We start from the raw sequence: 26,702 nt of genomic DNA on the forward strand, positions 1-26,702 counted from the left end.
TAGCACTAGTCTTCAAACGCTCTTTCTCTTGAACATAAGATAAAGAGCGTATTGTAACTAAAGACGAACATTCATCGTAATCAGTATGATACTCAACATAAATCAATACATGACTCATCATCAAATAAGCGTTATTAATCAGTTTATTTATTCATGCTGTTCTCGTTTCAAAAAAATATCTTCTGAAAACAATAGCAATTAAGAATTAAAAAATTTTAAGGACTTACACAAGCTGTAGCAACTAAAGAGTTAACAGCAGCACTAGAGATAGAGCCATTAAAGGAACCAACAACAATTTGCCACCTGTCATCATAAGGCTGATTTGCCCAATACATTGCATTTTCAAAATCACTATCAGGGTAAACCGTAGAGCTATACGAAAGTGCTCCCCATTCTGCAAATAATCCCTGACCAATACTACGAGTATAGTGATTCTGGCTTGAACTCCCCACAATATTGAAGAGAGCAAAAGTAGAATTAATATATTCAGCAAAACTCGGTATTCTATATGTACCATTAGAAAATGAAGAGCAATAGCTTATTGCTGGATTGACAGTGTCATTGTAAGAACCTCTAACATCTTTTCTTGCAAAAAACCATTTGTCGATCGTAAAGCTATAAACATCGATCTCTCCTGATTTCAATTTAAAAGTTGTTGCAGTATAGGCATTAACGGGAGCAGAAGAACTACTTGGTCCTCTTAATCGGACTCTTAAAACATTCGCTTTAGAAGTGGCTGATAAAACTAAATAGACCTCAGAAGAGCCTGTTCCATAAACTTTTCCTGATTTATCTGCATTCGTATCAATGAGATCTTGAGCAGTTGTTCCAGCTAGTGTTAAATCAAAGAAAGCATTATCAAATCCCGTTGTTGGAAAGTTTTTGCTCGCGATTGTTCTTGATTGTGGTTTAAAACCTTTATAACGTTCCCATTCAGCGCTAGTCCCCGCGTACTCACCATCCCCTCGACTAAAATAAGGAAGTGCATAACAGGCAGTCGGCATAGATGATGCTAATGTATAAGTTGCCGATTGATTACTTGAAGTATAATTATAATATTTATAATTAGGTGACCCATAGTTGGTTATCGCTTGAATTGATGAAATTACACCTGCAGCTACCGCTGGTAATGCAATTTTTAACTGATAGGTTGCACAACTATCAAATGCAGTATCTGCCGGAGCCACAGCAACACTATTTTTAAGTAATGTCGCTGTTATTGAACCAACAGCACGAGTACTTCCGGCTAACGCATCACCATCATCATCAGCAATCCATAAACCTTTAGAGTCAATTGAATTATCTGCAACTAAAACTGAATTTAATAGTATTTCAATCCCCGTTATTGGCACAAGTGCAACTAATTCATTTTCTTTCATGTAGGCATTAACAGTAATAGTTGAGCTAGCTTGAGCTGCATTTGCAAAAGCAGTCTCACCATCAGTCGTTTTATAGCTAAAACCTAATATTTCATCTGTCGAGGTTAACACCATCCTATTTAAAACAAAATACGGTGCGGTACCTTGTATCGTTTGTGATGTCATTGTAGATAAAGTGGCATAACTTGATAATGAGATAAACGGTAATGTTATAGTTAACAGCCCCAAATTAGTTAAATTGGAAAAACTAGGTAAACTTACTCTATCGAGTTTTACAGATTGTTGCCGAACCTGTAAATTGGTATTTTTTAGACTTGACGCTTTCATTGAATTCACGATGCTAAATTACCCCATCATTCATTTCCTCAATCAGGTCCGCTCTTTTATTGTTTAAATTTAGACAACCGCTTACATTTTGATGAAGATAATATTTGAATAAATCTTTAATAGACGACTACATTGCTTATTACGATTAATGAGGTTTATTAATTAACATATCTTTACATTATAAACATATAATTTAAAAAAAACACTGCATATATATATAAATATTTACAGTTTTTTTTGATTATCATCAAAGGATTTTTTTAAAACATAAGATTCATTTAGATTGAAAACAAGATATCTATTTGATATATTTAATTAAATATTGAAAAATAAGCCTAATTTTAAATATAAAATTATGTTTATATTTGCAAATAATATGTAATGAAATGTATATATAATTAACGTAATTAATACCTAAAAACGCCATTAATAGTGCCTAATTATGCATATTATTTTATCTTAAAAAAGTGCTCATTTTTATTGAAACGTATCAATTTAATAAAACAGCTTATACCAAGCAAAAATTAAATATTTTTATTCAATTTCAAATTCAGAAAAATCACTGGCGATTTCGGTATTAACAAATATTTTTCGACACTCATCAACTATTGATTGATTATTTTCTAAGCAATATCGAGGACTAATGTGTGTAATAATCAGTTTTTTTACCTGACTCTTAAGTGCAATTTCGGCAGCTTGTACCGTTGTTGAGTGACCTCGTTCATTAGCTTTTTGAACCAGATCATGTTTTTGGGTTGCTTCATGGACTAATACATCCACATGTTTTGCTAATATAATTGATGCATCACAAGGAACTGTATCGCCTAAAATAGCCAGTTTCCGACCTTTCTTTACTGCTCCCCAATACTGGCGGCCATCAATAACACGACCATCATCAAGTTGCACTATTTGCCCTAACTTCAATTTGGCATAATGTGGACCAAATAAAATACCGTCTGCATTCAATTTTTCAATATCGAGTCGAGGAGACTTATCCTTTTCAACGATTCGATAACCAAAACAAAGCACTCGATGAGATAAAGCCTCACAAGTGACGATAAAAGTCTGATCATCCACTAAAGTCATTGGATGTTCAATCTCGACAATGTCAAGTTTATAAGTTAACCAGGAGGAACTGATATCAATGACAGTTTCAATAAATTGTTTTATGCCCTTTGGCCCATATAAAGTCAATGGTGACATATTTTGCATTAAGGAGCGTGTTGTCAATAACCCCGGTAAACCAAATAGGTGATCGCCGTGTAAATGTGTAATAAATATTTTTTCTAACTTCGCCAAGCTTAATTTAGCTTTTAACATTTGGTGTTGAGTCGCTTCGCCACAGTCAAATAACCATAACGTATTACGCTCTTTAATAAGATCTAATAGCAAGGCTGACACATTACGTTCAACTGTTACAGTGCCAGCACTTGTACCTAAAAAAATTAATTTCATTGTCTTAACTATATATTCTTACGCTCAATCGTTTGTTCACCCCAGAACAATTTATCAGCCTTAGTTTTAGCAAATGCCAACGATAACACTTCGTCACTACCTTCTTGCCAAATTTGCTCAGCAAGGGCTTCATCATGGTTAGCTAATTCAAAAATTGCTTCAGCAATTTCAATCGATGTTTGACGCACAGATGCCCATGCTTTAATTTCATGCAACTCTTTTTTAATCGAATTCATCACTATTTCTCCTTATTTAAATTAGTTACATATTAAATAATACTCTCAAAATAAAAATTTACGAGTTAGAATAAGAAAAATATTTATCTCATTTTCTCTTACTATAATAAGGCAAAAAAATGATAACGGTTATTTCACCCGCCAAAACATTAGATTATGAAACACCAGTTAAAATAGCTGAATATAGTCAACCCGAATTATTAAATTACTCAGCAGATCTTATTAAATCATGCCAATTACTCAGCCCAGAAGATATTGCTAATCTAATGAAAATTAGTCCTAAATTAGCAGAGTTAAATTACCAACGTTTTCAAAACTGGCATCCTAATTTCGATCCAGTTAATGCGCGCCAAGCTATTTTGGCTTTCAATGGTGAAGTTTATGAAGGATTAAATGTCAGAGACTTCACTGAAGATAACTTTACCTTTGCGCAAAATCATTTGCGTATTCTATCTGGACTATATGGCGTCCTTAAACCATTAGATTTAATGCAGCCTTACCGCTTAGAGATGGGTACTAAGTTAAAAAATGGTTCCAATAGTAATCTTTATCAGTTTTGGGGCGATACAATTACCGAAATGTTAAATAATGAATTAGCTAAACAGCAGAGCCAAACATTAATAAATTTAGCTTCAAATGAATATTTTAAATCGGTTAATAATAAAAAATTACAAGCCAATATTATTAGTCCGATCTTTCTTGATGAGAGTGGTGGTAATTATAAAATTATCAGCTTCTATGCTAAAAAAGCCCGTGGTTTAATGAGTCGCTATATTATTAAACATCAACTCAATAAAGCGGATGATATTCAATCATTTGATTTAGCTGGTTATAGCTTTGATGCTATACGTTCAACAGATAAAGAGTGGGTATTTAAGCGAAGTGAAAAACAAGCAAAACAATTCAAGAATCAATAGGCATTGAAATGGGATTTTTACAAACATTGTGGTTACAATTTTTATCAACGTTACCGCTCTTTGTTTTAATATTATTTGGTTTTTTATTAATTAAAATTTTAAAGTGGCCCAAAACTATCACAGATAGTTTAACGAAATTTACATTTTCTGCTGCCATTCCTGTTATGCTATTCCATATCATGAGCCACTTTTCTGAACAACCGACAGCTGATTATCGACTATTATTTGCATTTTTCGGTGGCACATTTGTCGTATTTATTTTAGGTCGATGGATTGCAGCCAAATGTTTTAAACTTGATGGGGCGTCAGGAACAATGTTTGCTATGGGCGGCATATATAGCAATAACGTTTTTGTCGGTCTACCAATTGTTCGAGCATTATTGGGCGATGAAGCCGTACCCAGTGTTGCTTTAGTTGTCGTTTTTAGTGCACTCATTTTATGGACACTCGCCACTATTTCTATTGAATTTGCACAAATAGGTAAATTGTCGACAAGTAGTTTTAAGAAAGCGATAAAAAGTGTTTTTAAAAATCCCGTTATTTTAGGTATTTTAGCTGGATTAATTGTCAACTATAGCCAGCTACCACTCCCCACTTTTGTTAGTAAATCAACAAAAATGCTAGGTGATATGGCTGCACCGCTATCACTTGTAGTCTTAGGTATGGGACTCGCAGAATATAAGATTCGAGAAGGATTAAAGCTTAGCTCATTCATTTGCCTGATCAAATTGGCGATATTACCATTTGTTATTTATATAATCGCTAGATTACTTAATTTACCGACATTAGAAACACAAGTGGTTGTGCTGTTAGGCTCAATGTCTATCGCGATAAACTGTTATATCATGTCTAGACAGTTTAACTTATTACAACCGGCAATTGCCTCAAGTTTACTGATATCAACAGTATTATCATCAATCACGACTCCGCTAATTTTAGCCATTTTGACTATGGCTAATTAATCCATGATAACCGGTGATATTTAATATCAAATAACATCGGTTATTGAAATATAAGCAAAGTAATGACTCTCAAACTAATATTTGTAATCAATTTCTCCTATAAAAGAATTGTGCTAAAATAGAGGTCTTTGCTAATGTAGGACGAATAAAATGGTAATTAGAATTAAAACAAAAGATGAAATTGAAAAAATGCGTATTGCTGGTAAATTGGCTGCTGACGTGTTGGAAATGATTGCGCCTTATGTTAAGCCTGGGGTATCGACTGGTGAATTAGATAAAATTTGCCATGATTATATTATTAATGAGCAAAAAGCGATTCCTGCAAATATTGGTTATCATGGTTATAAACATACAAGTTGTATCTCTATCAATGATGTTGTGTGTCATGGTATTCCAAGCTTTGAAAAAAAACTTAAAGATGGTGATATTCTCAATATTGATGTTACAGTTATTAAAGATGGCTACCACGGTGATACCTCACAAATGTATATTGCAGGAAAACCGACTGTGACAGGACAACGTCTTTGTGAAGTCACACAACAAAGTCTTTATGAAGCGATTAAAATTATTAAGCCTGGTATGCGGTTACGTGAAATTGGTAAAACGATTCAAAAATATTGTGAATCATTTGGCTTCTCAAGTGTACGAGAATATTGTGGACACGGTATTGGCGAAGTTTATCATGATGAACCACAAGTTTTACATTATGATGCGGATGATCAGGGTGTCGTTTTACAAGCAGGCATGACGTTTACAATTGAACCGATGATTAATACTGGCGACTGGCGAACTCGTACAATGAAAGACGGTTGGACAGTAAAAACGAAAGATCACGGTTTATCAGCACAATATGAACATACTATTTTAGTCACTGAAACGGGAGTTGAAGTATTGACGTTACGTTCAAATGAAGATTTTCCTCGGATTATTGAGAATAAATAGTCTTTGATATCGTTATATTGTAAATTGATACATTAGCAAATGATCAAAAAAATAGATATTACATTGGATTAACTCCATTTGTAATATCTAAAATAGTTTTACTGTGTCGAAATTAAATCACTCGCTTAAATTGCAGATCCCACACACCATGTCCCAAATTTAAACCACGTTTTTCAAACTTAGTCATAGGGCGTGACTCTGGTCTTGGAACATAGCTATTATCTGAAGATAAATTGGACAATCCTTGTGCTGATTGTAACACTGTCAACATGTGCTCTGCGTAATGCTGCCAATCGGTTGCAAGATGCAGTATCCCACCAACTTTTAACTTGGATGTTAATAGCTGAACAAATTCAGGTTGAATAATTCGTCGTTTATTATGTTTCGCTTTGTGCCAAGGATCGGGGAAAAAAATTTGTACTTTATCGAGTGAATTATCTGCAATCATATTGTGCAATACTTCAACAGCATCGTGACACATTACTCGAACGTTACTTAATTGCGCTTGATCGACAGCCATTAAGCAGGCTCCTACGCCGGGGCGGTGAACTTCAATTCCGAAAAAATTTTCATTAGTCGCATTAGTCGCCATCTCAACAAATGAAGCGCCCATACCAAAGCCAATTTCTAGTGTCACTAAATTATCATTACCAAATAACTCACTAAAATTGATTACTGATTTCTCTGTATAATCAATACCGAACAGAGGCCAAAGCTTTGTGATAGCTAACTCTTGCCCTTTAGTCAATCGACCTTGCCTTAAAACAAAGCTTCTAATTTGGCGTACAGGGCGCCCATCATCCATCAATTCAATGGTCATAATGTCATTTTTTTGATTCATGTTATAATCTTTATCAATAATAAATTAGCTTAATAGTGTAACGTAAGTTAAAATTTGTCGCTAGCATTCCCTATAACAAAAGTGCCATAACGATATCAATATGTTTGAATTTAATTTAATCTTACAACTACTACAACAAATGTGCGTGTATTTAGTTATTGCTTATCTTCTAAGTAAAACACCACTGTTTATACCAGTCATGCAGGTAACTGTACATCTACCTCATAAGTTACTTTGTTATTTCATCTTCTCTTTTTTCTGTATTATGGGAACCTATTTTAGTCTTGAAATAGAAGATACATTAGCTAATACCAGAGCGATTGGTGCAATTTTAGGTGGGCTTTTAGGGGGCCCGACTGTTGGATTATTAGTTGGAATTACTGGTGGTGTTCATCGTTATACGCTAGGTGGAATCACAGCTGAAACCTGTATGATTTCAACAATCCTAACTGGCTTTTTATGTGGTATGGTGCACTATTTTTTAATGAAAAATCGCCGGGTTGATCTTATCTATAATCCATTTATTGTTGCCATACTTGCGGTACTATTTGAATCCCTTGAAATGGGTATGATCTTAATTTTTTCCAAACCTTATGAAGTTATTCTTCATGCAGTACAAACCATTGCAACACCGATGATTGTAGCAAATAGCGTCGGAGCAGCAATGTTCATGAGAATTCTGCTCGATCGCAAAGCAATGTTTGAGAAGTATACATCGGCATTTTCATCAAGAGCATTGAAAATTGCAGCGAGTACCGATGGTCTATTACGAAATGGCTTTAACCAAGAAAATAGTACTAAAGTTGCCGATATTCTTTATAAAGAACTCGGTGTTGGTGCTGTTTCAATTACTGATCGAGAGAAAATCCTCGCTTTTATTGGGATTGGTAGTGATCATCATTTACCCGGTACACCGATTACATCGCCCGCATCTTTGCAATCAATCGATACCGATAAGGTAAAATACCTTGATGGTATACATGAACCTTACCAGTGTTCGATTAATAAACACTGCCGACTCGGCTCAACCTTAGTAATCCCACTACGTGGAGAAAACAACACAGTAGTAGGTACTATCAAACTTTATGAAGCTAAAAATACATTATTTAGCTCAATTAATCGAACACTTGGCGAAGGTATTGCTAGTTTATTATCAGCTCAAATCCTAACGGGTCAAAATGAACGATATAAGCAATTACTTTCCCAAACAGAAATAAAATTACTGCATGCTCAGGTTAATCCTCATTTTTTATTTAATGCACTCAATACATTATTAGCAGTAATACGCCGTGATCAGCAACAAGCGTCGGAATTAGTACAAAATATTTCAACCTTTTTCCGTAAAAATCTCAAACGACCAAAAGAAATTGTTACGTTAAAAGATGAACTTGAACATATCACAGCCTATCTCGAAATTGAAAAAATACGTTTTATGGATAAGTTGGACATTGTGGTTGATATTCCACAAAAATTTGAAGGAGTACATTTACCCGCTTTCTCTTTACAACCTATTGTTGAAAATGCAATTAAACATGGTGTATCACAGATGATTGGTAAAGGTGTTGTAACGATTAGAGCCTATCAACAAGATACGTTATTAGTTCTTGAAGTTGAAGATAACGCCGGCACCTATCGTGAAGAACATAAAGATGGTAACGGCTTAGGCTTAAATTTAGTCCATAAACGTATCCAAATTCGTTATGGAGAGCAATATGGTATGAAAATAGACTGTCAGCCCGATTGCTATACTAAAGTTATTCTTTCCCTGCCAATTAAACAGGATGAACAGTTATGCTAAATGTCATTATTGTTGATGATGAGCCTCTTGCTCGAGAAAATCTACGTCATCAGCTAAATCAATATGAAAAAATTGAAATCATCGCGGAATGTTCAAATGCTTTTGAAACGGTTAAAGCTATTCATCAGTTGAATCCCGATGTGGTTTTTTTAGATATTCAGATGCCTAAAATTAATGGTCTTGAGATGCTGAATATGCTTGATGCTGAAGAGATGCCGCAGATCGTATTTTTAACTGCCTATGAAGAATTTGCAATTAAGGCCTTTGAAGCGCAAGCATTCGATTATTTGCTTAAACCCATTGATCCTGTAAGATTGAATAAAAGTATTCAGCGCTTACTCAATAGCCCAAGTAAACAAAATATTAACCAATTAGATATAGCCCACTCATTAAAATATATACCATGTATTGGTCATAGTAAAATTTATCTATTAAATCTTGATGATGTTTATTATGTTAGTTCTAGGGCAAGTGGCGTTTATGTATTTAATAAAGATAATACTGAATATTTTACCGAGCTAACTTTACGTACTCTTGAAGAGAAAACGCCTTTAGTTCACTGCCATAGACAATACTTAATTAATATAAAACAGTTAAAAGAGATTCGATTTACCCAAACAGGACAAACTGAAATCTTATTGAGTAATGATGTTATTGTTCCGGTAAGTCGTCGTTATTTAAAACCATTAAAAGAACAGTTAGGACTGTAATTAATTACCATTCCATCACAATATAAATGAGTACTTATTATATAAACAAGACAAATATCGTGATGCTCTAAAACCGCTAAAAGTACAATTTAAACCACTCATTCTGATGATTTAACCTCTTAGTTAAATCATCATGTCTTTCCAAACGGAACTTCCTTACTATATCGTTGCAAAATTTTAGATACTTTTTTGCTTTAATAAAAGGAAAAATGAATGAGTAATAACAAATATCTTAAACATCTACCCTGGGTACTACTTGCCTTTATTGGTGCATGTTGTTTAGCGGTTGTAGCTTTAAGACGTGGAGAGCATATTAGTGCTTTGTGGATTGTCGCTGCTTCAATCTCTGTTTATCTAGTAGCTTATCGCTATTACAGCTTATATATCGCGACTAAAGTGATGAAGTTAGATCCCACTCGTGCGACCCCTGCTGTCGTTAACAATGATGGTTTAAACTTTGTTCCAACAAATAAATATGTATTATTTGGTCACCACTTTGCTGCGATTGCAGGTGCAGGACCATTAGTAGGACCAGTGCTTGCAGCACAAGTTGGTTATTTACCAGGTACACTTTGGTTACTTGCTGGTGTTGTATTAGCAGGTGCTGTACAAGACTTTATGGTACTATTTTTATCATCTCGCCGTAACGGTAATTCACTAGGTGAAATGATCAAACAAGAGATGGGACAAATTCCAGGAACTATTGCCTTATTTGGCTGTTTCCTCATTATGTTAATTATTTTAGCCGTTCTAGCTTTAATCGTTGTTAAAGCGTTAGCTGAAAGCCCATGGGGTGTTTTTACCGTTTGTTCAACTGTGCCAATTGCTCTATTCATGGGTATCTACATGCGTTTCCTAAGACCAGGTAAAGTATTAGAGATCTCTGTTATTGGTATTGTATTACTCGTATTATCGATCTGGTTTGGTGGCGTTATTGCTCACGACCCATACTGGGGACCAGCATTAACCTTTAAAGATACAACAATTACCTTTGTATTGATTGGTTATGCTTTTATTTCAGCACTATTACCAGTATGGTTAATCCTTGCCCCACGTGACTACTTAGCAACTTTCTTAAAGATTGGTGTGATCGTTGGTCTTGCTGTTGGTATTGTGATTTTAAATCCTGAACTTAAAATGCCAGCCGTAACACAATACATTGATGGAACTGGACCAGTTTGGAAAGGAACACTATTCCCATTCTTGTTTATCACAATTGCTTGTGGTGCAGTATCTGGTTTCCATGCCTTAATCTCTTCTGGTACAACACCAAAATTACTTGCTAATGAAAAAGACGCACGTTTCATCGGTTATGGTGCAATGTTAATGGAGTCATTTGTTGCAATTATGGCTTTAGTAGCAGCATCAATTATCGAGCCAGGCTTATACTTTGCGATGAATACACCTCCTGCAGGTCTAGGCTTTACTATGCCTGACTTACATAATCTGAGTGATACGCAAGCAGCACCTATGATTATGGCTCAGTTAAAAGATGTAACCGCTCAAGCCGCAGCGACTGTAAGTTCTTGGGGCTTTGTTATTAGTCCAGAAGAAATCTTACAAACAGCAAAAGATATTGGTGAACCTTCCGTTCTGAACCGTGCTGGTGGAGCACCGACATTAGCAGTTGGTATTGCACACGTATTCCATAAAATCCTTCCAGGTGCAGATATGGGCTTCTGGTATCATTTTGGTATTTTATTTGAAGCACTATTCATTTTAACGGCTCTTGATGCAGGAACGCGTTCTGGTCGCTTTATGCTACAAGATCTACTTGGTAATTTTATTCCATTCTTGAAGAAAACTGATTCAATGGTTGCAGGTGTTGTTGGTACCGCTGGATGTGTTGGTTTATGGGGTTACTTATTATATCAAGGCGTTGTTGATCCACTTGGCGGCGTTAAAAGCTTATGGCCATTATTCGGTATATCCAACCAAATGTTAGCAGCTGTTGCTCTTATTCTTGGTACAGTCGTTCTTATTAAGATGAAACGTACTAAATTTATTTGGGTAACATTAATTCCATGTGTATGGTTATTAATCTGTACAACTTGGGCAATAGGATTAAAACTATTTAGTAATAATCCACAGTTAGAAGGTTTCTTCTATCAAGCGAACCTATACAATAAAATTATTACAGAAGATACCACGCTAACAGCACAACAAGCGAGTAACTTACACCACATTGTTATTAATAACTATACTAATGCTGGTTTAAGTATTCTATTCTTAGTTGTTGTATATAGTATTATTTTCTATGGTATCAAAACCGCGCTTAAAGCTCGTAAAGCAAAAGAAAGAACAGATAAAGAGACTCCTTATCAGCCAGTTCCTGAAGGTGGCGTAAAAACGTCAATGTCTCACTAAAATAATCAATCGACTATTTCATCAGATTTAGTCGATTATTATCGATGTAGTACATGTTATAAATTTAGTTAAGATTGAAAGCAATACCTCACTATGCAAATAGTGGGGTATTTTTATAACTTATTAAGCTATAATACGGCATCTATTTTTTTATCTATACTTACCTATGTCTTCTTCTATAACAATTATTGGTGCTGGTGCATCAGGTCTATTTTGTGCAAGTTTACTTGGTCAACAGGGTTTTAATGTTACCGTAATTGATAACGGTAAAAAACCTGGACGAAAAATTTTAATGTCAGGGGGAGGATTCTGTAATTTTACTAACCAAACAATTACAGCAGATAATTACCTTTCACAAAATGTCCATTTTTGTAAATCAGCGATAAAACGGTTTAGCCAATGTGACTTTATTGATTTAGTTAATCGCTATAATATTCCTTACTACGAAAAAGAACTTGGTCAACTTTTTTGTCAGAATTCGGCACAAGATATTGTTAACATGCTGATAACTGAATGTCAAAAAGGTAGCGTCAAATTTAGTATGCAAACAGAGCTTGATGACATTGTACAAACTACATCAGGGTTTGTGCTATCAACGAATAAAGGCAAAATAGAAACCGATAAAGTCATTATTGCAACCGGTGGACTATCCATGCCCAAACTAGGTACAACACCAATAGGTTATAAAATTGCAGAAAAATTTGCTTTACCGGTTATCCCAATCAAAGCGGGACTTGTTCCTTTCACATTGCAACCACTATTGCTTGAACGCTTATCGCCTCTGGCCGGTATTTCAGTATTAGCTGAAGTATCGACAAATAATAAATCGTTTTTCGGCAATATTTTATTTACTCATCGAGGTTTATCGGGCCCTGCCATTTTACAAATATCAAGTTACTGGCAACCAGGTGAAGCAATTAGTATTAACCTATTACCTAACCAAAATTTAACTGATTTTTTCACGACTCAACGTCAAGAATCAGCAAATCAACAACTCAAAAACGTATTAGCTAAGTTACTACCTAAACGATTAATTGATTGTCTAAGTCAACTAGAGATGATTGCCGATATTCCACTAAAGCAATTAAATATCAAACATCAACAAACGCTGATTGAACAATTAACTAATTGGCAGATTGTCCCCAATGGAACTGAAGGATATCGAACCGCCGAAGTAACATTAGGTGGCGTTAGTACAGAATGTTTATCATCAAAAACAATGGAAGTTAAAACGGTCAGTAACCTCTATTTTATTGGCGAAGTAATCGATGTAACGGGCTGGCTTGGTGGTTATAATTTTCAATGGGCTTGGAGTAGTGCTTATGCCTGTGCTGAAAGTATTATTAAAACAGCAATAGTAAAATAACAGTATTAACGGTTATACAATAAATAATTTCTCTTGATATTAATATTTGATAAACAAAAAAATAGCCACAAATAGTGGCTATTTTCTCTATATTTTAAGATTTTTAGTGAAATCGTAAAATTAGTTAAGACGCTCTTTAATACGAGCAGCTTTACCACGAAGTTCACGTAGGTAGTATAATTTAGCTTGACGCACTTCACCACGACGTTTCACGCTGATAGAATCAACAACTGGTGAGTGAGTTTGGAAAACACGTTCTACACCTTCACCGTTAGAAATTTTACGCACTGTGAAAGCAGAGTGTAAACCACGGTTACGAATTGCGATAACTACACCTTCGTAAGCCTGAAGACGTTTTTTATTACCTTCAACAACCCATACTTTTACTTCAACGGTATCACCCGGACGAAAAGCAGGAATGTCTTTCTTCATCTGTTCTTGTTCTAATTGCTGAATAATTGCATTTTTCATATTAAGTCTCTCCTAGATACACTGAAATACTAATCGCTCTGCTTACTGTTGTATTCTTGTTTGAACTCAGACAGTAAACGTTGCTCTTCATCAGTCAGAGCTAGATTATTTAGAAGATCATCTCTTCTAAGCCAAGTCCGTCCTAGTGATTGTTTTAATCGCCAGCGACGAATTTCTTCATGGTGACCGGACATTAACACATCTGGCACCGCCATTCCATCTAACACTTCTGGACGGGTATAATGTGGACAATCGAGTAAACCATTTGCAAAAGAATCCTCTTCTGCCGATGCTTCATGATGTAATACACCGGGTATAAACCGAGCAATTGCATCCATTAACACCATAGCGGGTAACTCACCACCACTGAGAACATAATCTCCGATTGACCACTCTTCATCAATTTCGGTTTGGATTATACGCTCATCTATACCTTCATATCGACCACAGATAAGAATGATCTTATACTGTTTTGATAATTCGCAAACTCCTTGTTGCTCGAGTTTACGTCCCTGTGGAGACAGATAAATTACTTTAGTATCCTCACCCAACTGTGCTTTTGCTGCATGAATCGCATCTCGTAATGGTTGAACCATCATTAACATGCCAGGACCACCGCCATACGGTCGTTCATCGACAGTTTTATGCTTATCATAAGCGAAATCACGTGGATTCCAATACATGACTTCCAGTAGACCATTTTTGACGGCTCTGCTTGTCACACCATAATGAGTAATTGCTTGAAACATTTCAGGAAACAGGCTAATAACGCCAATTTTCATACTTTGTTCCTCAACTTATTCATATCGATGAATTTTAATTCATGAAGAATTAAAAAGCAGGATCCCAATCTACTGTGATCTGTTTAGCCGATAAATCAACTTGCTTAATAAATTGATCTTCAACAAACGGGATCAGACGTTCTTTAGAGCCAAATACATCTTTAAGATTAGCTTTAACAACTAATACATCATTTGAACCAGTTTCCATTAGATCAATCACCTGACCTAAATCATAACCATTAATTGTTAATACTTTGCAGCCAATTAGATCCTTCCAATAAAAATCACCTTCTTCCAAATCAGGTAACTCTTCTGCATCAACATAAATTTCAACGTTCGTTAACGCATTTGCGTCATCACGATCATCTATGCCTTTAATTTTAACAATGGTGTCTTGGTTATGTGGCTTAAAGCTTTCAACTTCAACTTTTTGCCAAGAATCAGCTCTTTTGATATACCAAGGAGTATAATCAAAAAGATTATCCGCATCTTCAGTAAATGAAAAAACACGAAGCCAACCACGAATGCCATAACTTGAACCAAGTTTGCCTACCACGATTAATTTTTCAGTATTCATTTACATTACTCTATTGCTTTTATTCAAAATGAATTAAGCAGCTTTTTGTGCTTGTTTGATCAATGAGCTAACACGATCAGATACAGTAGCACCTAAACCAACCCAGTGATTTACGCGATCAAGATCTAAACGTAATTCTTCTGCTTTACCTTGCGCAACTGGATTAAAGAAACCAACACGCTCAATAAAACGACCATCACGTGGGTTACGGCTATCAGTCACAACGACTTGATAAAATGGACGTTTTTTAGAACCGCCACGAGCTAAACGAATAGTTACCATAACTTCCTCTTAAAATTAAATTGTATTTTGCCTTATCTATTTACTGCCTTATCTATGCAATTACACAATAGTAAAACAGAAATAAAAGCCCGAGAATTATACTCTTTTTTGAGTAAAGTGCAATGTTTAATAGGATGAATCAACGCGAAAGGAAAGATATCATGTTCTTTTTTAAAAATCGTTAAAACATAATATTTTTTAATTGCGGTTATCTTGAGCAAAGAATTATGTACAATAGCCAAATTATTAGTTTTTATAATTATATTTTGCTGTCAGTAATAATGAGGACAAGATGAGTAATCCCAATCAACCATGTGTTATCGCAAAATTCGGTGGAACAAGTGTTGCTGATTATCAAGCAATGAGTAATAGTGCCAATATTGTTATCGCTAATCCTAACGTAAAAGTTGTAGTATTGTCTGCCTCAGCGGGAGTAACTAACTTATTAGTAGCCCTTGCAGAAGGACGAGATGCGGAGATTCGCAAACAACATATCGCGAAATTGCAAGCCATTCAATACAATATTCTTGAGCAATTACCTGAAAACCCAGCACTTCGTGAAGAAATTGACCGTGTCATCAGCAATATTGCAGCCCTTTCTGAAGCGGCAAGTTTAGCTACTTCAGCAGCGCTGACCGATGAGCTAGTTTGCCACGGTGAATTAATGTCATCTCGTTTATTTGTTGAAGTATTAAAAGAAAAACAGAGAAATGCTGTCTGGTTTGATGTACGTAAGGTGATGCGAACTGACAGTAAATTTGGTAAAGCAGCACCGAAAGTTGATGAGATTAAACAACTCTGTTGTGCTCACATTAAATCATTAAACGGTTCACAAATTATTGTAACGCAAGGTTTTATTGGTAGTGAGCACACAGGTAAGACAACGACACTCGGTCGTGGAGGGAGTGATTATACTGCCGCATTATTAGGTGAAGCATTAAATGCGACTCAAATTGATATCTGGACTGATGTCGCAGGTATTTATACCACAGATCCACGAATTGCTGAGAATGCTAAACGTATTGATGATATCACCTTTGCTGAAGCAGCTGAAATGGCCACATTTGGTGCTAAAGTTCTTCATCCTGCGACCTTAGTCCCCGCTGTACGCAGCAATATTCCCGTATTTGTTGGATCAAGTAAAGCACCTCATGATGGCGGAACTATTGTATATAATGCACATAGTATTAAATCAGAATTACCATTATTTAGAGCCGTAACACTACGTCGTAAACAGACACTATTAACCTTAAATAGTCTTAATATGTTACATGCTCAAGGTTTTTTAGCTAATGTATTTGCTATTCTTGCTAAACATAATATTTCGGTTGATTTAGTCACGACCTCTGAAGTCAGTATTGCCGTCACCATTGATACTGCAGGCACCAATACGGATGGTAGCAGTTTATTGACTAAAGAGTTACTTGATGAACTGTCTAAAGTATGTTGTGTTGAAGTACAAGAAGATTTAGCCCTAGTTGCGATTATTGGTAATAACTTAACGACAACAAAAGGCATGACTAAACAAATTTTTGGTCAACTGGAACAATTTAGTGTTCGTTTAGCTTGTTTTGGTGCAAGCACACATAATATTTGTTTTTTAGTTAAGGCTCATGATGCCGAAAATATTGTTAAAATACTACATAAAACAATATTTGAGTAATTAGTGTTTTGATCAATGGGAATATTCCCATTGATTAGTTATCGTCAATGCTAACAAGTAGATCAGTATTAAAACTAATCTTATTAACTAAATTGCTTAAGTGTAATTAATTGAGTTGAAATAAATTGCTCTTATTGACTTAGACTAAATACATGAAAAAATCGAGAAATCGCAATCAATAACACAATAAGGACAAGATAATGGGAATTTTAAGTTGGATTATTTTGGGATTAATTGCTGGCTGGATAGCGAAGTTTTTTATGCCAATTAACGGTGGGCTTATAAAAACATTAGTATTAGGCGTTATTGGTGCAATTGTTGGAGGTTATATTAGTACATTTTTCGGCCTAGGCAGTGTAACTGGTTTGAACTTATTTAGTCTAATTATTGCCGTACTTGGCGCTGTTTTAGTTATCTTCGTTTTTCGTTGGCTCACAAAATAATCACCGCCTAGCTTTTGCTAGGTATTCTTATCGTTTTACTCTTTTCTACTTATTCTATTTTAGCTATCCAAGATCAGAATACAATTTTGCTAATTAACTGATATAAGTAATTTCACCCTATGCAAATTTTTGTTATATTAATAACTAATATAAACCGAATCAAACAAGTAGATCACAATGCTAAAAATCTTCAATACCTTAACACGAGAAAAAGAGTTATTTAAACCAATTCATGCTAATAAAGTGAATATGTATGTGTGCGGTATTACTATTTATGATTTGTGCCATATTGGTCACGGTAGAACCTTCGTTGCGTTTGATGTGATAACCCGTTATTTACGCTTTTTAGGTTATGATTTGACTTATGTTCGTAATATTACTGATGTTGATGATAAAATAATCAAGCGTTCATTAGAGAATGGTGAAACCTGCGACGATCTAACGGGTCGCATGTTAGTCGAAATGTATACCGATTTTGATGCATTAAACATTCAACGCCCAGATAGTGAACCGCGTGCAACACGCCATATTCCACAAATTATTGCACTTGTAGAAAAATTACTAACGAAAGAACACGCTTATATCGCTAGTAATGGCGATGTTATGTTTGCGGTAGATAGCGATCCTTCTTACGGTATTTTATCTAGACAAAACTTAGAACAGTTACAAGCGGGTGCCCGCGTTGATGTTGTTGATGTTAAACGAAATCCAATGGACTTTGTATTATGGAAAATGTCTAAACCCAATGAACCAAGTTGGGATTCCCCTTGGGGTAAAGGTCGACCCGGTTGGCATATTGAATGTTCGGCAATGAACTGTCATGAGCTCGGTCAACATTTTGATATTCATGGTGGTGGTTCAGATTTAATGTTTCCTCATCATGAAAATGAGATAGCCCAATCAACATGTGCCCACGATGGCGAATATGTCAACTATTGGATGCATTCTGGTATGGTGATGGTTGACCAAGAAAAAATGTCGAAATCATTAGGTAACTTTTTCACTATTCGTGATGTATTAAAACATTATGATGCTGAAACCGTACGCTACTTCTTATTATCAGCACACTATCGTAGTCAGCTCAATTATACTGAAGATAATTTGAAACAAGCTAGAATCGCATTAGAACGTTTATATACGGCATTACGTGATACTGATGCAAAGACACCTCATACAACCCCTGATAGTAACTATTACCGTGATTTTTGTCAGGCAATGGATGATGATTTCAATACACCAGAAGCTTATTCAGTACTTTTTGAATTAGCGCGTGAAATTAATAAAGCTAAAGCCGAAAATGATAAGCAACTTGCTAACGAACTAGCAGCGGAATTACGTCACTTAGCAAAAGTGTTAGGTTTACTTGAGCAAGATCCTATACACTTTTTGCAAAGCACACACCAAGATGATGTTGATGTAGCTAAAATTGAAGCTTTAATTAAACAACGTAACGATGCTCGAGCAACTAAAAACTGGGCACTTGCCGATAATGCACGTGATCAATTGAATGCCATGAATATTGTATTAGAAGATGGCCCAAGTGGTACCGTTTGGCGTAAAAAAAGTGTTTAATCATAAAATATAGCGTCTTTTAAGACGCTATATTATTACACAGTTTTCGTTATAATCTTGCTGTGATATATCATTATAGTGTAAAAAATAGTTATCAATCAGAAAAAATATTACAGTACTAATCACGAATAATATGATCAGCCCAGTGAATTACATCTTTTTCATAAACGATACGATTTCTCACTGAGATTCGCTTTTTATGCATCATCTCTTTACTACCCGTCACTAATGGATGCCACTGGGGAAGTGTTTTATGCTCTTGAAAATAACGATAACTACAAGTAAGCGGCAACCACTCAATTGTTAATAGATTTTCTCGATTGAGTTTAATACAATCGGGTTCATACTTAAAACGATCAACATAATGACGACATTGGCACGTCTTACTATCAAGCAAGTTACAAGCCACATTGGTATATAAAATTTCATCAGTATCTTCATCGATTAATTTATTTAAACAACACTGGCCACAACCATCGCATAACTGTTCCCATTCAGAGTCAGTCAATTCATCTAATGTCTTATTTTGCCAAAATTCTATCATAATTAATTGATTGCCTTTATCTGTATTACTTATTACTCATATTGATGGTGCTATCGGTTAAACTATCAGCTAGCATACCAACACTTACTGCAAAATAATAGGAACGATTCCAATGCATCAATGTTCTAAAATTATTAGAAACAAGATAACCCTCGCCACTATCGACATCAGGAATGACTATCCAAGCTTTATTTATACCGGCAGGCTTAGCTTTATTATCGATAAAAGTGACACCCATTTTTAACCATTCTGATACATTACGTGACTTATCATTTTCTAATCCAGCTAATTGAGTATCAAAATTACTAGGAAGCTTAATTTTATTACCCCAACTCTGTTTAGCATCCCAACCTACAGTAGCTAAATAATTACCTGTTGAAGCAAATATATCAGACATATTATTCCAGATATCAATAACACCATCCCCGTCACCATCTAACCCGTAGGTTAAATAGGATGATGGCATAAATTGATTTTGTCCCATCGCGCCAGCCCAAGAACCTTTAAATTGAGATTTTTCAATATGACCATTCTGTAAGATAGTGAGTGCGGCAATCAGTTCTTTTACAAAAAAGGCTTCACGTCGCCCATCAAAAGCAAGCGTTGATAAGGCCGAAATAATATCTTCTTTACCTTGATATTTACCATAACCACTCTCAACACCCCATAACGCTAAAATATAAGTTTCAGGTATCTTAGTTAGTAAAGTTGCATGATGAATTTGAGAATAATATTGTGAATACTTCTCTTGTGCTAATTGAACTCTAGCTGGTGAAACAGCTCGAAATAAATATTCATCGAGTGTTACTTTTTTTTCTGGTTGATTTTTATCAGCCTGTACAACTCGTTCAATATAATAGACATCTTTAAATGCAAGATTTATCGTGTCATCATTGATACCTTGCCGTTTAGCATAAGTTTTTAATGCTTTCACATAGTCAGTAAAATTACTTTCATCTCTTGATTTATCAAAATTAACTACCGAAGAGTGTGTAACTTCTGGTTGATGAGAAACCTGGTTTGAACAACCCCATATCACATAAGCCGAGCTACATAACACTAAGACTCTAAGTAATTTCATAAAGATATCCTTTTCTGACTACTGCTTTTTAATAAGCTTTTATTGCGATATTGAGACATAAAAATCATCATCTTTTAACATTTGGACAAAAAAGCCATCATTTTTAATACGCTCTTCAATTTCATCTGACGTCCCAACAACAAATTTACGTTTACCATCAAGTAACACTTTCATGGCAAACATTGGCTGACCAAATGCTTTCATCAACACATCAGGTACTTGAGAAAAATCATTCTCTTTAGCAATATATAGATAACTATTCTCTTTTTTAGGACTACGGTAAATATAACACCACATCATCTCTATTTTATCCTTTTTACTTTCTTTTCTCGCCTTTTATCTCTTGATAAAAAGCAATCATTGCAGTTAGCACCATAAAAATGGCTGCAGACCAGAATATTCCTCGTGGGTGATTTTGATCAAGTAACCAACCAAATAATATTGGTCCGATAGTGCCGCCCACATTAAAACCCGTTGAAACAATCCCAAACACTCGTCCTTCTGAACCTTTTGGGGCAATATTTCGGACTAGCATATCTCGTGATGGGGCAATAATACCAGATAGAAAACCCATCATACCAATAAGTAAGGTAATAACAATAGTCGATGAGATTGGTGATGTTGCAATTATTAACGCAATTAAAGCGGTAATAACTAAAGCGCCCGTTGCAATTAAACCATGACGTTTAGAATAGTCCGCAAGTTGCCCACCAACTAACACCCCAACTGAACTTGTAATTAAAAAGGCAGTTAGTGCAATATTGGCATCATCCAATGAAATACCGTAACCTTTAATTAATGCTGATACTGAAAAGTTTTGAATCGAACCACCACTTAAACTTAACAATAAAAACAGCACAAACATCGAGAAAATAGCCGGCGTAATCAGCGGTAATCTTTTAACCTTGGTTGTTTGTACAGTTTTATCAATAGATTGTTTATCTTGCTGTGATTTATTTTGTTCATTGCTAGCTTTGGGAATTAAAATAAGGGCAGCTATTAAACCAATAACGCCGCTAACGATAAATGCCATATTAACATTATAAAATGAACTAACCGTTAGCATTAACGTCGGTGTTATAGCAAAACCGACAAAACCACTAAAAGTATGTAGCGAGAAAGCCCGCCCCATTTTTTTCTCTATTACATTTTGCGATAAAATAGCATAATCAGCGGGATGGTACACTGCATTGGCAAGTCCAGCTATTGCCATCGCAATAATTAACCAGATATAATGATTAATGAAGCCAAGTGATAAAAAGCTTAAGCTACCAATAATTAATCCAACAATTAGTACTCGCTTGGGGCCTAATTTGTCGACAAAAATCCCTACAGGCGCCTGTACCACCGCAGAGACAATATTAAAAACACTGATTGCAAAGCCAATTTTAATAAAATCAATATCTTGTCTAGTCATCAACATAACGGGCATTAATATTGGCAATACTAGCATATGGATATGACTAATAAGATGCGTAATACAAATTTGTGATAGTAGTGATAATCTGGGTAATTTCATCATTGTGTAATCATTGAATGGCAAGTAAAGCATTAAAATAACAGTGTATCAGATTAACACAATCTATCGTATTTGATAAACTTGAATTCAAAAAATAATAGCTCAAACTAAATAATAAAAAGGCGGGAAATACCCGCCTTAATAGTTTAAATAGATCGCTTAAAGCAGTGAGGGAGTATACTCTAATGGAATAATTGCACCGCGATATTGAATCACTGTACCTGCGACTAAATGTCCTTGTTTAGCCGAGAGCTCAGGACCAGCGCCAGTCAATCGTGCCGCTAAGTAACCAGCACCAAATGAATCACCAGCAGCAGTGGTATCAACTACCTTTTCCTTTGCAATTTTATTAGCTGGAATATCAAAACGACCTTCTGGACAATCCACAATACAGCTTTCACTACCGCGTTTAATCACAATTTCTGTAACACCATATTGCTTAGTTCGTTCAATGACTTGCTCATAAGGTTGTTTACCCCACAATAAATCCTCATCATCAAGTGTTAAAAATGCGATATCAGTATAGGCTAAAATATCGGCATAAACACTTTGTGCGAGCTCAATACTGCTCCATAACCGAGGACGATAGTTGTTATCAAAAATAACTTTACCGCCATTTGCTTTTACCTGTCTTAATAGATCTAGCAGTTTAAGAATACTATCCGCATCTAAAATAGCGATGCTAATACCACTTAGATAAATGTAGTCACATTTAGCAACTTTGCCACAAACCTCTGCTGTTTCATCTGTTTTTAACCAAAACTTGGCTGCTGCATCATTTCTCCAATAGTAGAACGAACGCTCACCTGCCGCATCAGTTACAATAGAGTATAATCCAGGCATCTTATTCGCCATTCGCTGCACTAGATCCGTTTTTACGCCCTCTTTTTGCCAAGCATCAAGCATCTCTTGGCTAAAAGGATCGGTTCCAAGACCTGTTACATAGTGGATATCAAAAGGCTTTTTATTTAATAATCGAGAAAGATAAACAGATGTGTTAAGTGTATCACCACCAAAATTACGTGTTGTTGAATCTTGTTTGATTGATAGCTCAATCATACATTCACCAATTATTGCAATATTTATTGTCATTTTTAAGCTCGCTAAAATAATAAAATAAAAAATATCGGCTATGAACTATAAACAGTTTATAGCAACTTTAATTACAACTTTACGAATCTTGGCAAGTTGATTATCGACAGCACAAAGTGGTTTATGAACTTCATTTGGATAAAAAATAACAAAATCTTTTTCATGGGCAACAAATAGTGTCTCTTCTTTTGGCGTTTTAACAAACGCAATATCGCCACTAGCCATCCTATCATCAGTAATTTCAGTATGTGGTGGTAGCGTTGAAACAGCCATCCCTTCACTCCCCTCTAATACGATCTGTACATCAATATATCGTTTATGATATTCGGGCTCAGCTGTATCAATAAATCTTGAGGAATTTTCAGATAACATGAAGAAAATATTTTCGCCATCAATTTCATATTTACCAACAGGCGTGTTGCTATTGACATTATCTTTAACATATTCAATAGCATCTTTAATTTTTTTAGGTAAATAAGGGGTTAGATCTAAATGTTCAATATTACCAATAATCATTTTTACACTCCATACACTGTTTTATAGTTATTACTGCCGTATCGTATTTTAGTTAGTTATTAACGCTGGTATTTTATTTACGAAAAAGATTTAATTGCTTCTACAAAATATCAATTTGTCACCATAAAACGCCTATTTTCCGTGACTAACTGTAAGAATGTTGACAATCCTAATTTTTCATTTTGCTGTAACTGATTAGCAAGATCATAAACTTGGTAGTGTCCTGTATTATCAATTAAGATAGTTTTATCTTCATAAAGTGCCGCGATATCCTTCTCACTACCGGCTATCAGCCATTTGCGAGAATTTGGTGAAAATAAGTTTTCACCTTGACTATACTGTTTAGAATTTGTTGTCACATTGAGAACATCAGCCATCAATGTTGGCACAATATCAACATGAGATGTTGGTGTCGTAATGACTTCAGCAGCACGATGTGGCCACGCAATAACAAGAGGGACTCGTAACATCTCACGATTAAATTGAGATTGATTTTGCGATGACTCGGTATTACCCGCCGTAATAACTATTACAGTGTTATCCATTTCACCACTATTTTGTAATGTATCTAATACCTTAGCGATCGCTTTATCAAGTTCTTTGGCTTGTGTTACACCATGATCTTGCCGGTTATCTTTATACTGAATAATTGAAAACCATGGATTTGGGTTTTCTAATTGACTCTGTTCTTTATACCAAGCTAACCACAAATCACTTGTTGCTAGGTAAGACTTATTTTGTACTTTATCGGGTACAGAGAAATTTGATAATAAGGCATAACGGTATAATGGATGATCAAAACCATCAGATGAAAACAGACCTAAGTTGTAACGTTGTTTAGCCAATGTATCGATAAATACTGACGATTTATGACCGGCTAAAATACTATCGTAGTAATTAGGATCTAAACCATAAAATAGAGAAAACTCACCTAAGAATGGTTGCGTACTAGCACTATAGTGATTATTAAATTGGCTATGTTGCTCAGCAAATGTCGTCAATTTAGGCATTGCATTACGCTCATCACTTGATTGATTATTCACCTGCCAATCATCAACAACAATCATTAAAATATTATAAGGTGCTTTAACCGGATTATAACTAATTTTGTCTAATGGATATTCAATAGCAATAGCAAACGGATTACCTTCTTGTCGAATTCGCGATTCGTAATTACCTTTCTCAATAAAACCATACCGCTCCAGAAAATGTCTAGCAGTCAAAGGATATGATAATGGTAGACTAGAACGCTGCATGGTAATCGGACGATAAAAATTGGCATCAGCCCAAATATGAATAAGATGTGATAAAACAAAACATAATACAAAAGTAATTACCACCGGCCTAGCATAACGGTGACGCTTGCTTAAGCTACGTAGTTTACGCCAACTCCAAATAGCAAAAACGGTTTCTAGTAGTAAAATCAGTGGTACAAAAATAAATAATTTTTGCCATTCAACACTAAAAATATTATTTTCATCATGTGATGTTAAGATCTCCCAAATAGAAAAATTTAGGTGCATCCTAAACTTAGTAAATACTTCAATATCAATTAATAATATGGTAATCGCAATTGTCGCGATAATAACGGCAATAATACGCTGCCATTTAGGAGAGTGAAGGAAAAAACTCAGCGGAAATAATAAAACCAGATAGACAATAAAAGTCAAAAAACTAAAGTGCCCAATACAACTAATTATCGCATATACTCGACCTAACAAAGTTTGCGGCCAATCAGCAATAAACAGGTAACGGCTACCGACAATAATCACGAAGAAAATATTAAACAGTGCAAACCAATGTCCCCAACTTACGATTTGTGAGGCACGATCATCATGCAGAGAATTATTTTTAAGTTTAACCATAAAGGAGTAGCTAATGATGTCTATTGGGTAGTCTGTCTATGAATGGTCACTAGTTTAACCGATTTTAAAAAATCTTTCTGTAATTTTTTTAACTTCTGAGCTGCGCTAACAGTCAATAATATACAGATTGTGCTGCTAAATACTATTACAATAAAAAATAGAGACATAACGTTATAAAATTATACGACATATGCAATAAAATCGGTAAGAGTAGTCCTTTTGATATAATACGGGCTAGCGACAATATCACACCGACAACAAATATATTAAGCATCGTAATAAAATGAATATATTGAGTATGCAATAACGTAAATATTAACGAAGAAAAAACAATTGCATAAGCAGCCCATTTGCCTCCTAAGTTATAAGGGAAAATGGCTAAAATAAAGTGACGAAATAAAAACTCTTCTAAAATAGGTGATAAAAGAACAATCTCGATGCAAAGAATCATCACTTGATATTGCGATTTATTATAGAAAAGCTGATCAATGAACAACTCATCAGAAATCGAAAAAATTTTATTTAACAAGGTCACAAATAACATTAACCCAATCATAAGGTACAAATTAAAGCGGTAATCACTAAAACTAAATACACCTTTAAAAAGCATTTCAGGATAAAGTTTCTTTTTTTGTAAATTAAATAAAGTGATGACAATAGCTAGTGAAAATAGTGTACAGCTTAACATAAGCATATCATCTGAATGAATAAAGCTACCCATCACTACAAAAAATACGATATTACTAAAAAAATAGATGAAGATAACCGCTATACCAATGAGTGTATCGGGATACCATGTTGTAGCTAATTGTGGTTTATTGTTATTCATAGAAAATCAAATTTATATTTTATATTAACTAATATAAGTATTTTACGATAATTGGTATGCGGCGAATTATACTAAATATATCTAAAATAACAAATTAATCTGGAATATAATCCACGATAGATTTTGATATGTAATTCCCTGTAAAACATCTTAAACAAAAGGAAAA

The 26,702-nt window shown here is 34.9% G+C and carries 26 protein-coding genes; 10 read left to right on the forward strand and 16 right to left on the reverse strand.

Annotation, left to right across the window (positions count from 1 at the left end; all coding sequences use genetic code 11):
* Positions 1-215: 215 nt before the first annotated feature.
* The 3 genes from RHO11_05630 to RHO11_05640 form a co-directional block, all read right to left on the reverse strand.
* The gene (locus RHO11_05630; GenBank protein WVD62599.1) at positions 216-1,706 is read right to left on the reverse strand and encodes a hypothetical protein; all 1,491 of its coding nucleotides are present in this window, start codon (positions 1,704-1,706) and stop codon (positions 216-218) included.
* 534 nt (positions 1,707-2,240) lie between these two features.
* Positions 2,241-3,161 carry a ribonuclease Z gene (rnz, locus tag RHO11_05635; GenBank protein WVD62600.1) on the reverse strand — a complete coding sequence of 307 codons (921 nt, stop codon included), beginning with the start codon at positions 3,159-3,161 and terminating at the stop codon, positions 2,241-2,243.
* Positions 3,162-3,169: 8 nt separating this feature from the next.
* The gene (locus RHO11_05640; protein ID WVD62601.1) at positions 3,170-3,397 is read right to left on the reverse strand and encodes a YccJ family protein; all 228 of its coding nucleotides are present in this window, start codon (positions 3,395-3,397) and stop codon (positions 3,170-3,172) included.
* A gap of 119 nt (positions 3,398-3,516) precedes the next feature.
* Here RHO11_05640 and yaaA point away from each other — a divergent pair, with 119 nt between their 5' ends.
* From yaaA to map, 3 genes are all read left to right on the forward strand, one after another.
* Positions 3,517-4,314 carry a peroxide stress protein YaaA gene (yaaA, locus tag RHO11_05645; GenBank protein ID WVD62602.1) on the forward strand — a complete coding sequence of 266 codons (798 nt, stop codon included), beginning with the start codon at positions 3,517-3,519 and terminating at the stop codon, positions 4,312-4,314.
* Between the two features lie 8 nt (positions 4,315-4,322).
* Entirely contained in the window at positions 4,323-5,276 is a 954-nt protein-coding gene (locus RHO11_05650) for an AEC family transporter (GenBank protein WVD62603.1), read from the forward strand.
* Between the two features lie 150 nt (positions 5,277-5,426).
* Positions 5,427-6,218 carry a type I methionyl aminopeptidase gene (gene map / locus RHO11_05655; GenBank protein ID WVD62604.1) on the forward strand — a complete coding sequence of 264 codons (792 nt, stop codon included), beginning with the start codon at positions 5,427-5,429 and terminating at the stop codon, positions 6,216-6,218.
* Between the two features lie 112 nt (positions 6,219-6,330).
* On the opposite strand, the gene trmB is transcribed toward map, so the two are convergent.
* The gene (gene trmB, locus RHO11_05660) at positions 6,331-7,059 is read right to left on the reverse strand and encodes a tRNA (guanosine(46)-N7)-methyltransferase TrmB (GenBank protein ID WVD62605.1); all 729 of its coding nucleotides are present in this window, start codon (positions 7,057-7,059) and stop codon (positions 6,331-6,333) included.
* 100 nt (positions 7,060-7,159) lie between these two features.
* Here trmB and RHO11_05665 point away from each other — a divergent pair, with 100 nt between their 5' ends.
* The 4 genes from RHO11_05665 (at position 7,160) to RHO11_05680 (ending at position 13,300) form a co-directional block, all read left to right on the forward strand.
* Complete coding sequence (locus RHO11_05665; GenBank protein ID WVD62606.1) at positions 7,160-8,857, forward strand: sensor histidine kinase; 1,698 nt, start codon at positions 7,160-7,162, stop codon at positions 8,855-8,857.
* A complete protein-coding gene (gene btsR, locus RHO11_05670; GenBank protein WVD62607.1) occupies positions 8,851-9,567 on the forward strand; it encodes a two-component system response regulator BtsR in 717 nt (238 codons plus the stop codon). The genes RHO11_05665 and btsR overlap by 7 nt, the downstream gene beginning before the upstream one ends.
* A gap of 213 nt (positions 9,568-9,780) precedes the next feature.
* Positions 9,781-11,934 carry a carbon starvation CstA family protein gene (locus RHO11_05675; protein WVD62608.1) on the forward strand — a complete coding sequence of 718 codons (2,154 nt, stop codon included), beginning with the start codon at positions 9,781-9,783 and terminating at the stop codon, positions 11,932-11,934.
* 166 nt (positions 11,935-12,100) lie between these two features.
* Positions 12,101-13,300: an NAD(P)/FAD-dependent oxidoreductase gene (locus RHO11_05680; protein ID WVD62609.1), complete on the forward strand. Its 1,200-nt coding sequence runs from the start codon at positions 12,101-12,103 to the stop codon at positions 13,298-13,300.
* A gap of 120 nt (positions 13,301-13,420) precedes the next feature.
* On the opposite strand, the gene rplS is transcribed toward RHO11_05680, so the two are convergent.
* Genes rplS through rpsP form a run of 4 tightly spaced genes read right to left on the reverse strand, consistent with a single transcriptional unit; the run spans position 13,421 to position 15,412 of the window.
* Complete coding sequence (rplS, locus tag RHO11_05685) at positions 13,421-13,771, reverse strand: 50S ribosomal protein L19 (GenBank protein ID WVD62610.1); 351 nt, start codon at positions 13,769-13,771, stop codon at positions 13,421-13,423.
* Positions 13,772-13,800: 29 nt separating this feature from the next.
* The gene (gene trmD / locus RHO11_05690) at positions 13,801-14,553 is read right to left on the reverse strand and encodes a tRNA (guanosine(37)-N1)-methyltransferase TrmD (protein ID WVD62611.1); all 753 of its coding nucleotides are present in this window, start codon (positions 14,551-14,553) and stop codon (positions 13,801-13,803) included.
* A 49-nt stretch (positions 14,554-14,602) separates the two neighbouring features.
* Positions 14,603-15,130, reverse strand: coding sequence for a ribosome maturation factor RimM (gene rimM, locus RHO11_05695; protein WVD62612.1), 528 nt, complete (start codon positions 15,128-15,130; stop codon positions 14,603-14,605).
* A 33-nt stretch (positions 15,131-15,163) separates the two neighbouring features.
* A complete protein-coding gene (rpsP, locus tag RHO11_05700) occupies positions 15,164-15,412 on the reverse strand; it encodes a 30S ribosomal protein S16 (GenBank protein ID WVD62613.1) in 249 nt (82 codons plus the stop codon).
* Between the two features lie 292 nt (positions 15,413-15,704).
* Here rpsP and lysC point away from each other — a divergent pair, with 292 nt between their 5' ends.
* The 3 genes from lysC (at position 15,705) to cysS (ending at position 19,090) form a co-directional block, all read left to right on the forward strand.
* Positions 15,705-17,075 (forward strand): lysine-sensitive aspartokinase 3, encoded by a 1,371-nt coding sequence (lysC, locus tag RHO11_05705; GenBank protein WVD62614.1) that lies wholly within the window; start codon positions 15,705-15,707, stop codon positions 17,073-17,075.
* Between the two features lie 200 nt (positions 17,076-17,275).
* Positions 17,276-17,518 carry a GlsB/YeaQ/YmgE family stress response membrane protein gene (locus tag RHO11_05710; protein WVD62615.1) on the forward strand — a complete coding sequence of 81 codons (243 nt, stop codon included), beginning with the start codon at positions 17,276-17,278 and terminating at the stop codon, positions 17,516-17,518.
* A 177-nt stretch (positions 17,519-17,695) separates the two neighbouring features.
* The gene (gene cysS / locus RHO11_05715; protein WVD62616.1) at positions 17,696-19,090 is read left to right on the forward strand and encodes a cysteine--tRNA ligase; all 1,395 of its coding nucleotides are present in this window, start codon (positions 17,696-17,698) and stop codon (positions 19,088-19,090) included.
* 118 nt (positions 19,091-19,208) lie between these two features.
* Here cysS and RHO11_05720 read toward each other — a convergent pair whose 3' ends face one another.
* The 8 genes from RHO11_05720 to RHO11_05755 all read right to left on the reverse strand — a co-directional run bounded on the left by RHO11_05720 (position 19,209) and on the right by RHO11_05755 (position 26,536).
* On the reverse strand, positions 19,209-19,634 hold the full coding sequence (locus RHO11_05720; protein ID WVD62617.1) for a YcgN family cysteine cluster protein: 426 nt from the start codon (positions 19,632-19,634) through the stop codon (positions 19,209-19,211).
* A gap of 25 nt (positions 19,635-19,659) precedes the next feature.
* Complete coding sequence (locus RHO11_05725) at positions 19,660-20,715, reverse strand: lytic murein transglycosylase (GenBank protein WVD62618.1); 1,056 nt, start codon at positions 20,713-20,715, stop codon at positions 19,660-19,662.
* 39 nt (positions 20,716-20,754) lie between these two features.
* A complete protein-coding gene (locus RHO11_05730) occupies positions 20,755-21,015 on the reverse strand; it encodes a YcgL domain-containing protein (protein WVD62619.1) in 261 nt (86 codons plus the stop codon).
* A 16-nt stretch (positions 21,016-21,031) separates the two neighbouring features.
* On the reverse strand, positions 21,032-22,237 hold the full coding sequence (locus RHO11_05735) for an MFS transporter (protein WVD62620.1): 1,206 nt from the start codon (positions 22,235-22,237) through the stop codon (positions 21,032-21,034).
* A 156-nt stretch (positions 22,238-22,393) separates the two neighbouring features.
* Positions 22,394-23,326, reverse strand: coding sequence for a sugar kinase (locus RHO11_05740; protein WVD62621.1), 933 nt, complete (start codon positions 23,324-23,326; stop codon positions 22,394-22,396).
* A gap of 45 nt (positions 23,327-23,371) precedes the next feature.
* Entirely contained in the window at positions 23,372-23,842 is a 471-nt protein-coding gene (locus RHO11_05745) for a YhcH/YjgK/YiaL family protein (GenBank protein ID WVD62622.1), read from the reverse strand.
* Positions 23,843-23,952: 110 nt separating this feature from the next.
* Positions 23,953-25,707: a DUF3413 domain-containing protein gene (locus RHO11_05750; GenBank protein ID WVD62623.1), complete on the reverse strand. Its 1,755-nt coding sequence runs from the start codon at positions 25,705-25,707 to the stop codon at positions 23,953-23,955.
* 145 nt (positions 25,708-25,852) lie between these two features.
* Positions 25,853-26,536 carry a type II CAAX endopeptidase family protein gene (locus RHO11_05755; GenBank protein ID WVD62624.1) on the reverse strand — a complete coding sequence of 228 codons (684 nt, stop codon included), beginning with the start codon at positions 26,534-26,536 and terminating at the stop codon, positions 25,853-25,855.
* Positions 26,537-26,702: the final 166 nt, after the last annotated feature.

The sequence above is a fragment of the Orbaceae bacterium BiB genome (assembly GCA_036251205.1).
In the GTDB taxonomy this organism is placed as follows: Bacteria; Pseudomonadota; Gammaproteobacteria; order Enterobacterales; family Orbaceae; genus Orbus; species Orbus mooreae.

Coding starts and splice junctions, on each gene's coding strand:
- yaaA (WVD62602.1), top strand. CDS start 3,517: ATGATAACGGTTATTTCACCCGCCAAAACATTAGATTATGAAACACCA.
- RHO11_05745 (WVD62622.1), bottom strand. CDS start 23,842: ATGATTATTGGTAATATTGAACATTTAGATCTAACCCCTTATTTACCT.
- rpsP (WVD62613.1), bottom strand. CDS start 15,412: ATGGTAACTATTCGTTTAGCTCGTGGCGGTTCTAAAAAACGTCCATTT.
- rplS (WVD62610.1), bottom strand. CDS start 13,771: ATGAAAAATGCAATTATTCAGCAATTAGAACAAGAACAGATGAAGAAA.
- trmD (WVD62611.1), bottom strand. CDS start 14,553: ATGAAAATTGGCGTTATTAGCCTGTTTCCTGAAATGTTTCAAGCAATT.
- cysS (WVD62616.1), top strand. CDS start 17,696: ATGCTAAAAATCTTCAATACCTTAACACGAGAAAAAGAGTTATTTAAA.
- RHO11_05750 (WVD62623.1), bottom strand. CDS start 25,707: ATGGTTAAACTTAAAAATAATTCTCTGCATGATGATCGTGCCTCACAA.
- RHO11_05630 (WVD62599.1), bottom strand. CDS start 1,706: ATGAAAGCGTCAAGTCTAAAAAATACCAATTTACAGGTTCGGCAACAA.
- RHO11_05725 (WVD62618.1), bottom strand. CDS start 20,715: ATGAAATTACTTAGAGTCTTAGTGTTATGTAGCTCGGCTTATGTGATA.
- rnz (WVD62600.1), bottom strand. CDS start 3,161: ATGAAATTAATTTTTTTAGGTACAAGTGCTGGCACTGTAACAGTTGAA.
- RHO11_05735 (WVD62620.1), bottom strand. CDS start 22,237: ATGATGAAATTACCCAGATTATCACTACTATCACAAATTTGTATTACG.
- lysC (WVD62614.1), top strand. CDS start 15,705: ATGAGTAATCCCAATCAACCATGTGTTATCGCAAAATTCGGTGGAACA.
- RHO11_05650 (WVD62603.1), top strand. CDS start 4,323: ATGGGATTTTTACAAACATTGTGGTTACAATTTTTATCAACGTTACCG.
- RHO11_05710 (WVD62615.1), top strand. CDS start 17,276: ATGGGAATTTTAAGTTGGATTATTTTGGGATTAATTGCTGGCTGGATA.
- map (WVD62604.1), top strand. CDS start 5,427: ATGGTAATTAGAATTAAAACAAAAGATGAAATTGAAAAAATGCGTATT.
- RHO11_05640 (WVD62601.1), bottom strand. CDS start 3,397: ATGAATTCGATTAAAAAAGAGTTGCATGAAATTAAAGCATGGGCATCT.
- rimM (WVD62612.1), bottom strand. CDS start 15,130: ATGAATACTGAAAAATTAATCGTGGTAGGCAAACTTGGTTCAAGTTAT.
- trmB (WVD62605.1), bottom strand. CDS start 7,059: ATGAATCAAAAAAATGACATTATGACCATTGAATTGATGGATGATGGG.
- RHO11_05680 (WVD62609.1), top strand. CDS start 12,101: ATGTCTTCTTCTATAACAATTATTGGTGCTGGTGCATCAGGTCTATTT.
- btsR (WVD62607.1), top strand. CDS start 8,851: ATGCTAAATGTCATTATTGTTGATGATGAGCCTCTTGCTCGAGAAAAT.
- RHO11_05730 (WVD62619.1), bottom strand. CDS start 21,015: ATGATGTGGTGTTATATTTACCGTAGTCCTAAAAAAGAGAATAGTTAT.
- RHO11_05755 (WVD62624.1), bottom strand. CDS start 26,536: ATGAATAACAATAAACCACAATTAGCTACAACATGGTATCCCGATACA.
- RHO11_05720 (WVD62617.1), bottom strand. CDS start 19,634: ATGATAGAATTTTGGCAAAATAAGACATTAGATGAATTGACTGACTCT.
- RHO11_05740 (WVD62621.1), bottom strand. CDS start 23,326: ATGACAATAAATATTGCAATAATTGGTGAATGTATGATTGAGCTATCA.
- RHO11_05675 (WVD62608.1), top strand. CDS start 9,781: ATGAGTAATAACAAATATCTTAAACATCTACCCTGGGTACTACTTGCC.
- RHO11_05665 (WVD62606.1), top strand. CDS start 7,160: ATGTTTGAATTTAATTTAATCTTACAACTACTACAACAAATGTGCGTG.